General features: G+C 65.4%; 13 protein-coding genes. 8 read left to right on the forward strand and 5 right to left on the reverse strand.

All coding sequences use genetic code 11. The annotated features are described in order from the left end of the window. Nucleotides 1–9 precede the first annotated feature (9 nt). The gene (locus U0023_RS00210; protein ID WP_009764386.1) at nt 10–675 is read left to right on the forward strand and encodes a TetR/AcrR family transcriptional regulator; all 666 of its coding nucleotides are present in this window, start codon (nt 10–12) and stop codon (nt 673–675) included. On the opposite strand, the gene U0023_RS00215 is transcribed toward U0023_RS00210, so the two are convergent. Continuing rightward, a complete protein-coding gene (locus tag U0023_RS00215; RefSeq protein ID WP_009764385.1) occupies nt 635–1,321 on the reverse strand; it encodes a Crp/Fnr family transcriptional regulator in 687 nt (228 codons plus the stop codon). The two genes, U0023_RS00210 and U0023_RS00215, sit on opposite strands and share 41 nt — an antisense overlap. Nucleotides 1,322–1,495: 174 nt before the next feature. On the opposite strand from U0023_RS00215, the gene U0023_RS00220 reads away from it, so the two are divergent. The 5 genes from U0023_RS00220 (at nt 1,496) to U0023_RS00240 (ending at nt 5,912) form a co-directional block, all read left to right on the forward strand. Beyond that, a complete protein-coding gene (locus tag U0023_RS00220; protein WP_009764384.1) occupies nt 1,496–3,373 on the forward strand; it encodes an ABC-F family ATP-binding cassette domain-containing protein in 1,878 nt (625 codons plus the stop codon). Nucleotides 3,374–4,203: 830 nt separating this feature from the next. Further along, complete coding sequence (locus tag U0023_RS00225; protein ID WP_009764383.1) at nt 4,204–4,587, forward strand: hypothetical protein; 384 nt, start codon at nt 4,204–4,206, stop codon at nt 4,585–4,587. Between the two features lie 467 nt (nt 4,588–5,054). After that, on the forward strand, nt 5,055–5,192 hold the full coding sequence (locus tag U0023_RS00230; protein ID WP_009764381.1) for a hypothetical protein: 138 nt from the start codon (nt 5,055–5,057) through the stop codon (nt 5,190–5,192). 151 nt (nt 5,193–5,343) lie between these two features. After that, complete coding sequence (locus U0023_RS00235; RefSeq protein WP_009764380.1) at nt 5,344–5,628, forward strand: hypothetical protein; 285 nt, start codon at nt 5,344–5,346, stop codon at nt 5,626–5,628. Between the two features lie 146 nt (nt 5,629–5,774). After that, a complete protein-coding gene (locus tag U0023_RS00240) occupies nt 5,775–5,912 on the forward strand; it encodes a hypothetical protein (RefSeq protein WP_154661157.1) in 138 nt (45 codons plus the stop codon). A gap of 197 nt (nt 5,913–6,109) precedes the next feature. On the opposite strand, the gene U0023_RS00245 is transcribed toward U0023_RS00240, so the two are convergent. The 4 genes from U0023_RS00245 to U0023_RS00260 all read right to left on the reverse strand — a co-directional run bounded on the left by U0023_RS00245 (nt 6,110) and on the right by U0023_RS00260 (nt 10,303). Then, the gene (locus U0023_RS00245; RefSeq protein ID WP_009764379.1) at nt 6,110–6,493 is read right to left on the reverse strand and encodes a hypothetical protein; all 384 of its coding nucleotides are present in this window, start codon (nt 6,491–6,493) and stop codon (nt 6,110–6,112) included. Continuing rightward, nucleotides 6,493–8,076: a S10 family peptidase gene (locus tag U0023_RS00250; RefSeq protein WP_009764378.1), complete on the reverse strand. Its 1,584-nt coding sequence runs from the start codon at nt 8,074–8,076 to the stop codon at nt 6,493–6,495. The genes U0023_RS00245 and U0023_RS00250 overlap by 1 nt, the downstream gene beginning before the upstream one ends. A gap of 216 nt (nt 8,077–8,292) precedes the next feature. Then, nucleotides 8,293–8,745 carry a DNA polymerase III subunit chi gene (locus tag U0023_RS00255; RefSeq protein WP_009764377.1) on the reverse strand — a complete coding sequence of 151 codons (453 nt, stop codon included), beginning with the start codon at nt 8,743–8,745 and terminating at the stop codon, nt 8,293–8,295. 67 nt (nt 8,746–8,812) lie between these two features. Continuing rightward, nucleotides 8,813–10,303 carry a leucyl aminopeptidase gene (locus U0023_RS00260; protein WP_040639171.1) on the reverse strand — a complete coding sequence of 497 codons (1,491 nt, stop codon included), beginning with the start codon at nt 10,301–10,303 and terminating at the stop codon, nt 8,813–8,815. Nucleotides 10,304–10,506: 203 nt separating this feature from the next. Between U0023_RS00260 and lptF the strand changes: the two genes are divergently transcribed. Together lptF and lptG are read left to right on the forward strand one after the other, a co-directional pair. Beyond that, nucleotides 10,507–11,667 (forward strand): LPS export ABC transporter permease LptF, encoded by a 1,161-nt coding sequence (gene lptF / locus U0023_RS00265; protein WP_009764375.1) that lies wholly within the window; start codon nt 10,507–10,509, stop codon nt 11,665–11,667. 2 nt (nt 11,668–11,669) lie between these two features. Then, nucleotides 11,670–12,755 carry an LPS export ABC transporter permease LptG gene (gene lptG, locus U0023_RS00270; protein WP_009764374.1) on the forward strand — a complete coding sequence of 362 codons (1,086 nt, stop codon included), beginning with the start codon at nt 11,670–11,672 and terminating at the stop codon, nt 12,753–12,755. Nucleotides 12,756–12,764 lie beyond the last annotated feature (9 nt).

Consider the following 12,764-nt stretch of genomic DNA (forward strand, 5'->3'; position numbering starts at 1 on the left):
GATCAGGAAATGGCCCCGGCTGTCGACGAGAGCCCCGAGAACGCCAAACGCCGCCAGATCCTGGACGGCGCCCGCAAGGTTTTCCTCGCGCAGGGCTTCGATGGCGCGAGCATGGGCGAGATCGCCAAGGTCGCCGGTGTCTCCAAGGGCACGCTCTACGTCTATTTCGACAGCAAGGAGAGCCTTTTCACCGCCCTGACGACGGAGGAGAAGCGCAGTCTGGCCGAGGTCCTGTTCAAGCTCGACCCCGGCGATCCGGACGTTCGCGGAGTTCTGAGGGCGCTGGGACTCAGCTATCTGCGCCGCATGGGAAAGCCGGAGCATATCTCGTCGATCCGCATGGTCATGGGCGCGGCGGAGAAGTTTCCCCATCTGGGACAGGCCTTCTACGAGGCCGGTCCGTGCCAGGGGCTTGCCCGCCTCAGCGCCTATTTCGACAGCCAGGTTGCGGCGGGGCGGCTCTCCATGGAGGATTCCGGCGTGGCCGCCCAGCATTTCCTCGACCTCTGCGTGTCCGGTATGCTGCGCCGCCTTCTCTTCTCGGTCGGCGAACCGCCGACGGAGGCCGAGATCCAGAGGAACGTGGAGAACGCGCTCCGGGTGTTCTTCGCCGCCTATGGGCCGCAGGACCGGCCTAGTGATCCGTCCGCATCGCCTCGGCTACGCGCGCTTTGAGCACGTCCGGCTGACGCAGGATCAGGGCGCCGCGCGTCCGCTCGATCAGCCCCTCCTGGGTCAGCATCGTGAATTCCCGCGTGATCTGCTCGCGGCGGCAGCCGATGCGCGCCGCCACGATGTGATGGAACGGCGGCGGCGTGATGACACGCTCCCCGGACCGGTCCTGGCGGGGCGATGACAGGCGCAGGAGTTCCGAATAGAGCCGGTGCCGGAGATCGAGGACGGTCTGCTCCATGAAACGGGCGTTCAGCTCGCGGATGCGCGACGCCATGAGGCAGAAAAGCCGCTCGGCCACGGGCTGGTGCGAGAAGAGAAGCTCCTTGAAGACGGCAGCCGGCATCACGCAGGCCTCCCCGCGGGTCAGCGCCGTGACGTTGGCGGAACGCGGGACCCCGTCGAGCGCGGCCAGTTCCCCGAACAGATCGCCCGGTCTCATCTCGTGCAGGATGACCTCTTTGCCGGAAGCCGTGCGCATGAGGACCCGGACCTCGCCGGTGAGAAGGAAATAGACGTCCGTGGACGGCTCATCGAAGTCGACCAGGACCTCCTCCGGATCGAAGCGGCGCCAGTTGGCCCGCGCCTCGATCGGCGCAAGGTCGATGTCCAGCCCCTTGAACAGCTTGATCCCTGCAAGCCGCGCCATCGGTTTACTCCCCCTGAATTCGATCCTTGGCTATAGCACAGATTTTACATGGCCAATATGACCTTGTGGCCCCTCCCTCTCTCAGGACTTAAGGACTTTGTCATTGGCGATTCCGGCTAGCCCGCTCCCGACTTAAGACCTTGCCAGCTGCACCGTCCCACGCCAAAAGACCCCATGCTTCACGTCAACGACCTGACCTACCGCATCGGCGACCGGCTGATCCTCGACCGCGCATCCTTCAACCTGCCTGATGGTGCGAAGGTGGGGCTCGTCGGGCGCAACGGCGCGGGCAAGACGACCCTGTTCAAGATCATCCAGGGAGAGCTCGCCACCGAGAGCGGCAGCGTCACCCTGCCCCGCGGCATGAAGATCGGCGCTGTGGCCCAGGAGGCGCCGGGCGGCCCCGAATCCCTGATCGACGTGGTGCTCGCGGCCGACAAGGAGCGCAGCGCTCTGATAGTCGAGGCGGAGCACGCGGACGGCATCCGCCGGGCCGAGATCGAGACGCGGCTCACCGATATCGGGGCCCACTCGGCTCCTGCCCGCGCGGCCGCGATCCTGCACGGCCTCGGTTTCGACGCCGAGGCGCAGAACCGGCCCTGCGCGGATTTCTCGGGCGGCTGGCGCATGCGCGTGGCGCTCGCCGCCGTGCTCTTCACCGAGCCCGATCTGCTGCTCCTCGACGAACCGACCAACTATCTCGACCTGGAAGGCACGCTCTGGCTGTACGATTACCTCGGGCGCTACCCGCATACGGTCCTCGTGATCAGCCACGACCGGGAGCTGCTCGACGCCTGCGTCAACCACATCCTCCATCTCGACCGGGGCAAGCTCACGATCTATCGCGGCGGCTACACCTCGTTCGCCAAGCAATACGCGGAGAAGCGCGAGCTCACCGCCAAGATGGCGGCCAAGCAGGAGGCCGAGCGCAAGCACCTCCAGGCTTTCGTCGACCGATTCAAGGCCAAGGCCTCGAAGGCCCGGCAGGCGCAGTCCCGCGTGAAGCGCCTCGCCAAGCTGGAGCCCATCGCGACCATCGTGGAAGACGACGTGCTGCCCTTCAACCTGCCGGGGCCGGAGCGTCCCGCCGCGCCGCCGCTGATCACCGTCGAGGGCGGGGCCGTTGGCTATGGCGAGCGGATCGTGCTCGACCGCCTCAACCTGACGATCGCACCGGACGACCGGATCGCGCTCCTGGGCTCGAACGGCAACGGCAAGTCCACCTTCTGCAAGCTCATCGGCGGCAGGCTCGCGCCCATGAAGGGCGAGATGCGCACGCCTTCGCGCATGGATGTCGCCTACTTCGCCCAGCACCAGCTCGACGAGCTGAACCCCAAGGCCACCGCCTATGACCACGTGGCCGAGCGCATGCCCGACACGCCCATCGCCAAGATCCGGGCCCGCACGGCACAGATCGGCTTTCCGGGCGCCAAAGCGGATACCCCGGTCTCCGCTCTTTCCGGAGGCGAGAAGGCGCGCCTGCTGATGGGGCTGGCGGCCTTCGACGGTCCTCACCTGCTCATCCTCGACGAGCCGACGAACCACCTCGACATCGACAGCCGCACGGCCCTGATGGAGGCGATCAACGATTACACCGGGGCCGTGATCCTGGTGAGCCACGACCGCTTCCTGATCGAAGCCTGCGCCGACAGGCTCTGGATCGTCGGCAACGGCGGCGTGAAGTCCTTCGACGGCGACATGGACGATTACCGCCAGCTGGTGCTCTCCGGCGATCTCGATCCGCAGAAGCGCTCCGACAAGCCGCAGGCGCCGGCCGCCTCCAAGACGGACGAGCGCCGCGCCGCCGCCGAACGCCGGGCCGCCCTGGCCCCGCTTCGCAAGAAGCTGGAGGCGCTCGAAGGCAGGATGGCCAAGCTCACCGAGGTCATCGGCAAGGTGGACACGGCCCTGGCCGACGGCACCGCCTTCCAGAAGGACCCGGCCAAGGCCACCGAACTGTCGAAGATGCGCGCCGAGGCGGCCGCGACCTTGAGCACCCTCGAAGAGGAATGGCTGAACCTCAGCGGCGAGATCGAGGAAGCTGGGGCCTAGAGCCCTTATCGGCAAAACGGATCCGGTTTGCGGCCCGCGGTCGCTCGAAATATCCCCCTTTCCACGTCACGGAGGTCCCCGGACTCGATCCGGGGATCAGTCCCGGCGATCTCGAAGGATTGAAGTGCCGAGCCTCACCGGACCGGGATGGCCGGGACAGGCCCGGCCATGACGGGCGGGTGGTGGTTATGTCTGTCAAAGAGCCAGCACCTGTGGGCCCGCAGCTTGCGCTGCGAGCCTTTACAGGAGATCGAGGGTGGCGCGACGGGCCGTCCGGCTCGCTGTGTTAAGTTAGCTAGAAGAGCCGGAAGGCCGCTTCGCGCACGGTTCTTTTAGGCGTTTCGACTTGGACCAGCACAGGGCTGCCAAGGGCCTCCTGCCGCCGGCTGCGTGACCGTCGGACAGGACCGTGCCTGCTCCCACACCGTGCGACGCCTCGCGAAGCGCGCCCCTCGTCGGATCAGGCTGTGCAACGATATAGCCAAGGCTCATCCCCCTGTCAAGAACAAAGTGAGAACATAACATCACGCTGCTCACGCCCTCACCCGTCATGGCCGGGCCTGTCCCGGCCGTCCCGGTCGGAAAGACGCGGCGCTTCAAGAGATCGGGATCACCGGCACAAGGCCGGTGATGACGTGGGAGAGGTCATCCCCGCGCTTGTTAGGACGATCCTTCGAGCCGCAGCGGCGCTGCTCCTCAGGATGAGGGCGGAGAGATAGCCGGCTCGCTGCCGCAGGATCGTGCAGACGGTGAGCGCCCTCAAAATGATACGTTATGTCATATTTAACGATATGAATCGTAGCCTGGCGTTGTCATAGGGAGAACGACATATGCTTCGTGCGGTCTTGGCCACGGCATTGATTGCCACCGGTGTAGCTTTCGGAGCGTCCGCGGACGCGCAGGCGCAAGGGCTGGTGCCCTGCTCACGGGAAGGAGGATATTGCCGCGTCCCCTACCCGACTCGCGTCATCTACGGCGTTCCGGGGCGAAGAGCCGAGGTCTTCGTCAGAGGCGGCGGCATCGCCTGCTCGAACAGCATCTTCGGCGATCCGGCGCCGGGCACGCCCAAGCGCTGCGCCTATGTCGCCCGCCGATACGACAGGAACGACCGTTGGGTTGGCGACGGATATCGCATGCCGCCGCGCGGCTATGATCGCGACTTCAGGCGATACGACGAAGGTTACGACCGCCCTGTCCGGCATTACGTCTACTGACGAGAGCATCCTTCGGAGCAGCTCCGGATAGCCGTACGACAAGCGGACGGCCCCGGGCGGCGGACGAGTAAACCAGGAGAGCGAACGCGCCGCTGCAGACCCGTACTCCCTCGTGTCTACTCCCCCGGGGGGCCCGTGTTACCTACTCGGGGCCCACTGAGAATCGAGCCAGGAAGGTATTCTTGCGTAGCCTTATGGGGGAGGCTGACACATGAGAATCCACATTTCCGCCTGCACCGACAGGGTGTTCGCCGAAGGCCTCTTGCCGATGGCGCATCTGACGGAGAGTTCCGCGCTTGCCGTCAACGACAATGCGCTCCGCTCGCAAACAAGACCGAAAATCCGCCTTCATTTGAGGCGCTCGGCTTGCCTCGGGCAGCATGCCGCTAGGTAAGTAAGAGTGCGGCACAGCACATCCGTTCGATCACCCATGAGTTAGCGTTCGGCTGCCTTTGATGGAGGCTGCGATGAACCAGGTCATGTCCTACTGCACGGCGCGGCTTTTCTCGCGTGCCCTCGTGCCTCTCGCCCTGCTCCGGACCCGCGAGATCGAGCCGGGCAACGACAACGATCCGCCGGTCGCATTCCCATCCCTGTGGCGATGACGAGCGCCGCCGCGCTTCGGGCCGATCGCAGCCCTTCCGGCTCGTCCATGATGGCTGCTGCTTAACTCCTTTGGACATTTGAAGCCCTGTGCCGTCGGCTGCGACATTCCTCTGCCGGCGATCACGTGACTCGGCCCGAATGGAGAGGATATTGACCGCCCATGATCTTGAAGAGATCGTCGATCTGTTCGCCATCGGCCGACCGATGCGGAACGCTGGACTCATGCCGGTGAAGGTCGCGACCCTTCCTCTCAGGAAGGCGGTTGCTGTGGTGATCGAGGACTGGTCCGACGACAAGTTCAGGCAGTTGAGCGCCGTGATCCAAAGGCAAACGGGCCCCGCAATCCGCAGCCTCGACGACATCCGGCATCTCTACGATTGCGCCGTTTCGGGCACCGCTTCCCATGGCAGGCGAGGAAGCCCGACCGATCTGTGATAGCCCGGTGGGCATTCTGCGTGGTCGCGCGCTTCTCCGTGCGAGTTATGCATCGGATTATCCGGGCCATGCGCTGAATAACACTCGACTCTTCCTCGGGCTTGGGATTTCCTTCCCGGCAAAATCGGAGGGAACGAAGATCCGCCATGGATGAGGACGAAGACGACTTCTCAGAACCGGTCCGCGATAACCCGGCCAACGACAATTGGGCCCGAGCCTTCCGCTGGGTCGGCCTTGTCTGCGGCCTCGCGATGCTCGGATGGACGGCCGTCCTCCTCCAATGACCCGGAAGGCGATCCGACTCCCGATCTCTACGGCAGACACCGGAGCAAGCGCGCCAAACGCCCGATCGACGGATCGTAGACCCGCTTGAGGGCAATCGGATAGATCACGCGAATCTCATGGGTGGCGCCGCAACCCTCGACGGCCTTCCATGCTGCTCCGCAATGGCGGAGCAGCTGCGCCGGACGATGCTCCGACCTTACGGCTTCACCACCCGGTCGAGCCTGTTGTTCACGAAGAAATACAGCTCGCGGCCGCCGGGCTCGGAATAGAGCACCTGCACTTCGCGCTGTCCCTTGCCGCTCTCGCCGACGAGCACATCGGTCGGCGGCTTGCCCTTCAGGCGCACGAGATCGCATTCCATGATGCCGGGCTCGATGGCCGTCGCCGTTCCGAAGGCCCTGACCGTGCACTGGCCGTCCGGCCCGAGCGTCGGCCCGTCGATCACGGGGCCTCGGGACGCCGAAGGCGCGGGAGCCATCGTCACGGCCGGAGCCGGCGGCGCGCTGGCCGTGCTGGTGCAGCCAGCCAGGACCAACGCCGCGAAAGCGGCACCCGAGAGAACCTTTACACGCATCACCATCAATCCCCGTTACCGGCCGCCCTCGCCTGCAAGGCCTGTTCGAACAGCCGCTGCACATCGCTCCTGAAGGCCTGTCGCGACGCCTCTCGCGAATAGAACATGTGCCCGCCGTCGTAAACACTCAAAGCCACACGCTTCTCGGGACCGAGATCGGGAAGCTGGTTGAGGAGAAGCTGGGAGGCGTAATACGGCGTCACGAGATCGGTGAAGCCGTGGGCGACGAGGACGCGCAGCTTGCCGTCGAGGGACAGGACCTGGCGCAGTTCATCGAGGTTTTCGGGCCCGTTGCGACCGCCGCCCCAACGCCATGCGCCCGTGACCGATCCGTTCAGCAGGTTGTAGCGACCTTCGGCCTTGTAGTTCAGCGTATCCGTCAGATGATGGATGATCGCGCTCGTCAGAGGCGCCGTCATCGCGTCGAGCACGGGATCCTGGAAACGCGACGACAGCGACGTCGGATTGGGATCGGCTGCGGCCACATTGGTGTCGTAGGCGCTGACCACTTCGGCCGAACCGCGCCGGAGTTCCCGCTGAATCGTCCTCATGTCGATGCGACCGGCGAGGCGGCGGGTCAGCTCGGGATCGAGCCCGCTGATTTCCGCCACGCGGCGGCTGATCCGGTCCACGGCTTCCTTGTCCTGCAAGCCGCGCATGAGATCGACGAGATACTCACCCGACGCATAAGCCTCCGCGTCTTTCAACGCGTCCCGGGACACGGTCCCGTTGCGCGAGAGCCTTGCGGCGGCGAGAGACGGCAGGAGAACCGCGCTGGTCCAGGGAGACCCCGCGGTTCCCCGCTCGAGCCAGTTGAAATCGAAGACCGGCGAGACGAGGACGAGCCCGCTGAAGCCGATCCCCTGGTCGCTCTGCAGCTTCTGGGCCAGGAGCGGTCCACGGAAACCGCCATAGCTCTCGCCGACGAAGAATTTCGGCGAGGTGAGACGGTTCTTCTCCTTCAGCCAGCGCATCACCACGGCGGCGAGAGCATCGATATCGCCCTGCACGGAATACATCCGATCCCGCACCTGATCGCCACCGACCACGCGGCTGTAGCCGGTGCCGGGCGGATCGATGAACACGAGATCCGTGAAGTCGAGCCAGGTTTCGGCGTTGGGCACGAGGGCCGTCGGGGCCGAGGGGCTGATCGTCGTCCCGTCCATCGGCAGCAGCCAGGGGCCGATGGCGAGAAGATGCAGATAAGCCGATGATGCGCCCGGCCCTCCGTTCACGGCGAACGTCACCGGCCGCGTCGCCGGATCGGCATCGTCCCGCGTATAGGCCACGAACCCGATCTCGGCCTGGGGCGAGCCCTGCTGATCCGTCAGGGTCAGATGTCCCGCCGTGGCGGTGAAGGACAGGGTCCGGCCCGGGAGCTGCAGGCTGTGACGGGTCACCGATTCCGGCGGCAGGGCCTGCGCGTTCCTCGCCGGGGCCTGGGGCCGGCGCGCCTCCTGCTGCTGGCCCTGGGTCTGCTGGGCCTGCTGCTCCCGATTGCCCGACTGCTCCTGCGCGCCCGCGGCCAGGGGCATCGCCAGGGAGAGGACGAGGGCGGCATAGACAGGAAGACGCGTCGCTCGGGTCATCGGAAGATCCTTGTTTGGCCTGCGTGAAACTGGAGAGAAACCCTCCCGTTGCAAGCACGGAACCGATGACGAGTTTGTGTTTGGGCGGCTCGTTCGCGCGCCCCGACTGTCATGGCCGGCCTTGTGCCGGCCATTTCGATCCTGAAGGGCTCGGGCTTCATGCAACCGGGATCACCGGCACGAGGTCGGTGATGACATGCGGATCGGCCGCTTGCCTCACGCCTTCCGCTGCCAGCGTCCGCTCTCGTCCTGCTGCCAATAGGTCGCGGCATGGCCGCCCTCCTTCACCGCGCGCCATTGGTCGCGGGCGACGGCAAGGGCCTGGACGTCGTTGCCGTCGAACAGGATCGCCAGCCGCTCGTAAGCCGCGATGTCGTTCGGCAGATCTGCGCCCTCCACGAGAAAGCGGATGGAGGCGCCGTTGGGGTTTTCTCCCGACAGGGTGATGAGGATCGGCTGGTCCGCCGCATGGGCCTCGCGGTCGGTGCCGTGCGGCAGGAAGCTTTCGTCGGCGAAGGTCCAGAGATGGTCGTCGAGCGCGGACATGCGCTCCTCGGTCACCGCCTGCACGACGGCGCGCCACCCCCGCTCCAGGGTCTTCTGCAGGAGCGTGGGCAGCACGGCCTCGAGCGGCTGATGCTGGAGGTGGTAGAAAAGGACCTCGGTCATCGCTGATCACAATTTCTTGCGGCCGCAACGGTGGCAGCGCGCCAGAGGTCCCTTTCCGCCATAGTCATCAGGCCTCGTAATGGTCGCGAACGAGACGGTCGAGGAGACGCACGCCCCAGCCGGAACTCCAGCCCTTGTTGATCTCGGTCGCGGGCGAGCCCATGGCCGTGCCGGCGATGTCGAGATGAGCCCAGGGCACGTCGTTGACGAAGCGCTGGAGCAGGGCCGCGGCCGTGCTCGACCCGCCGAAACGGCCGGCGGAGTTCTTCATGTCGGCGAACTTGGATTCGATCATCTTGTCGAATTCCGGCCCGAGCGGCATGCGCCAAACCCGCTCGCCGGTCGCCTTGCCGGCTGCCGTCAGGCGCTCGGACAATTCGTCGTTGTTCGAGAAGAGGCCCGCATATTCCTGCGCCAGGGCCACGAGGATCGCGCCGGTCAGGGTCGCGAGATCGATCATGAACTTCGGCTTGAAGCGGTCCTGCACGTACCAGAGCACGTCCGCCAGCACGAGGCGGCCTTCGGCATCCGTGTTGATGATCTCGATGGTCTGGCCCGACATGGTGGTGACGATGTCGCCGGGACGCTGGGCATTGCCGTCCGGCATGTTCTCGACGAGGCCGATGGCGCCGACCACATTGGCCTTCGCCTTTCGGCTCGCGAGCGCATGCATCAGGCCGACGACGCAGGCCGCGCCCGCCATATCGCCCTTCATGTCCTCCATGCCGGCGCCCGGCTTGATCGAGATGCCGCCCGAATCGAACACCACGCCCTTGCCGATGAAGGCGATGGGACTGTCGTCGGCCTTGCCGCCGTTCCAGCGCATGATAGCGACCCGGCCGCCGCGCACGGAACCCTGAGCGACGCCGAGAAGCGCATTCATGCCGAGCTTCTTCATAGCCTTGTCGTCGAGAATCTCGACCTCGACCCCGAGCTTGCTCAGTTCCTGGGCGCGGGCGGCGAATTCCTGGGGACCGAGGACGTTCGGCGGCTCGTTGACGAGGTCGCGGGCGATGGCGACGCCCTGCTCGATGCCCTCGCGGGACTTATAAGCCTTCTTGGCCGCGGCGGGATCGGCCACGCTGAGAACGAGGCTGCCGCCCTTCTTGGCGTCGCCGTCGTCCTTCTTGGTCTTGTAGCGGTCGAAGCTGTAGCGGCGCAGCTGGGCGCCGAGCGCGATATCGGCGACCGCCTCCGGGGAGACCTCGATTCCGGGCAGGTCCAGCACCACCGTCGCGAGCTTCCCGTTCACCTTGCCGGCGATCAGGCCGCCCAGCTGGACGAAATCGAGGCCGGCCCGGTCCTTCTCGCCGCCGAGGCCGATCACGACCAGTCGGTCGACCGGCAGGTCGGCCGGCACGACGATCGACATGGAGGATTTCGCCTTGCCCTTGAAAGTCTCGGCAGCAGCAGCCTTGGCAATGAGGTCGACGGCCTTCGGGCCCAGCTGCGCCGCGACGGCGCCGGAGGGCTTGAGATCGTCCCCGACGAAAACGACGAGATCGCCGGTTTCAACCTTGCCGTGGGCCTGAAAGTCGATCGTGAAGCTGTCGGCCATGAAATCCTCGTTGTTCTGATGCACATCACCGGTCTTGAGGCCGGCTGCGACGCTGACGATGGGGACATATAGCATATGGCCGGCGAAGGCACGGGGAAGCTGCCGTGAAATCGGCGCAATCCCGGGTTGTTGAAAGCGGCCATCTTGCCTGAGATGATGCGACACGATACCCAGGGCACCGCCGCCCGGGGGCGAAGGGCCTTATGACACTTCTCGAACGCTATATTCTGAAGAACACCTTCAATGCCTTCCTGGCGTGCCTCGTCGCCCTGACGGGCGTGATCTGGATCACGCAGGCGCTGCGCGAGCTCGACCTGCTGACCGGCAAGGGCCAGACCATCGTGATCTTCCTCACGGTCACGGGGCTGTCCCTGCCCGCCCTGATCAACGTCATCGCACCCGTGGCCCTGTTCCTGGCCACGATCTACACCCTGAACAAGCTGAACGGCGATTCCGAGCTGATCGTCATGAGCGCCGGCGGCATGCCGCCGCAGCGCCTCCTGCGGCCCTTCCTCGCCCTGGCCACCTTCGTATGCGCGGTCGTGGCCGTCATCTCGGTCTATCTCATGCCCGCAAGCTTCCAGGAATTGCGCCAGCTGTTCACGAAGATCAGGGCCGATTTCGTAGGCACCATGGCCAAGGAAGGGCAGTTCATCACCCTGGAGAGCGGCTTCACGTTCCATTACCGGGAGCGCTCGGGGGACGCCCTTCTCGGGATCTTCATGGAAGATCTGCGGGACAAGGACAAAGCCATCGTCTACCTGGCCGAGCGCGGACAAACCGTCGAACAGAACGGCACTGCCTATCTCGTGCTCCAGAAGGGCAGCGTCCAGCGCAAGGAGCCGAACAGCCGCGATACGTCGATCGTCGCCTTCGAGCGCTATGCGGTCGACCTGTCCGCCTTCAGCAAGGAGGGTGGCGAGGTCGTCTACAAGCCGCGCGAGCGAAGCACGACCCAGCTCCTCTTCCCCGACAAGGGCGAGTTCATCTACCAGGAGCAGCGCGGGCGCTTCCGGGCCGAGCTGCACGACCGCCTGTCGTCCTGGCTCTACCCGCTCGCCATGATGGTCATCGCCTTCGCGGCCTTGGGCGAAGCGAGAACGACTCGCCAAGGGCGCGGTCTCGCCATCGCCGGCGCGGTCGTCGCCATCGTGCTGCTGAGAATTCTCGGCTTCGCCGCGTCGAGCGCCGTCGCGAGGACGGCGACGGCGGTGATCGCCGTCTACGGCGTTCCCCTGGCGGGCATCTTCATCAGCCTGCTGTTCATCTTCAAGGGACCGGCCATGCGCTCCGCACAGGCGAAGCTCTATACGACCTTCCGCAACCTGCTGCCGTCGCGCGCTCCCGCAGCTCAGAAGGCCTGACCATGCTGATCGGCCGCACCCTCGGGGCCTATTTCTCGCGACAGTTCATGAAGACGATCTTCCTTGTCTTCGCGACTGTCTTCACCCTCGTCTACACGCTCGACTTCGTGGAACTCATGCGCCGGGCGGGCGATGCGCCGGCGGCGACGCCCGCGGTGATCGCTCAGCTCGCCCTGTTCCGGACACCGGCCATCGCCGAGCAGGTCATGCCCTTCGCGGTGCTGTTCGGCAGCATGGCGGCCCTGCTCCAGCTCAGCCGCAAGCTCGAGCTGGTGGTGGCCCGGGCGGCCGGAATTTCCGCCTGGCAGTTCCTGCAGCCGGGCCTTCTGATCGCCCTGCTGATCGGCGTCCTGTCCGTGACCGTCTACAACCCGGTCTCCGCCATCCTCAAGCAGCGCGCCTCGGCCCTGGAGACGCAGACCTTCTCCCGACCGACCCAGAACCGGGAGAAGCCGATCTGGATTCGCCAGAGGAGCCAGGACGGGCAGGCCATCCTTCGAGGCGACGGTTCGGCCACCGACAGCCCGACCCTTTACGGGGTCACGGTCTATGCCTTCGACCAGGCGGGGGTCTTCACCCACCGGATCGAAGCCAAGGAAGCGACGCTGCACGAAGGCTTCTGGGAGCTGAAGGATGCCCGAATCCTCTCGGCCACCGAGGAGCCCCAGTCCCATGATCGTTACCTGATCGCCTCGAACCTCCAGCCCTCGCAGGTTCGACAGAGCTTCATCGAACCCGATGCGGTTCCGTTCTGGGACCTCAAGGAGACGATTAACCGCATGGCCCAGGCGGACATCAACGTCACCGCCTACCAGCTCCATTACGATCTCCTCCTGGCCCGCCCTCTGCTGTTCATCGCCATGGTTTTCGTGGCCGCATCCGTATCGTTAAGATTCTTTCGATTTGGCGGTGTAGCGATGATGGTTCTGGGTGGCGTCGCGGCCGGCTTCATGCTTTATGTCGCCACGGAGCTTATGGCGGAGCTTGGCGCCGCCGGAATCATCAGTTCCCTTGTTGCAGCCTGGTTCCCAGCTGTAGTAGGCAGTCTGTTAGGGACCCTGGCGTTATTGCATCAAGAGGACGGCTGACCGGCCTCG

The organism is Microvirga lotononidis, from assembly GCF_034627025.1.
GTDB lineage: Bacteria > Pseudomonadota > Alphaproteobacteria > Rhizobiales > Beijerinckiaceae > Microvirga > Microvirga lotononidis.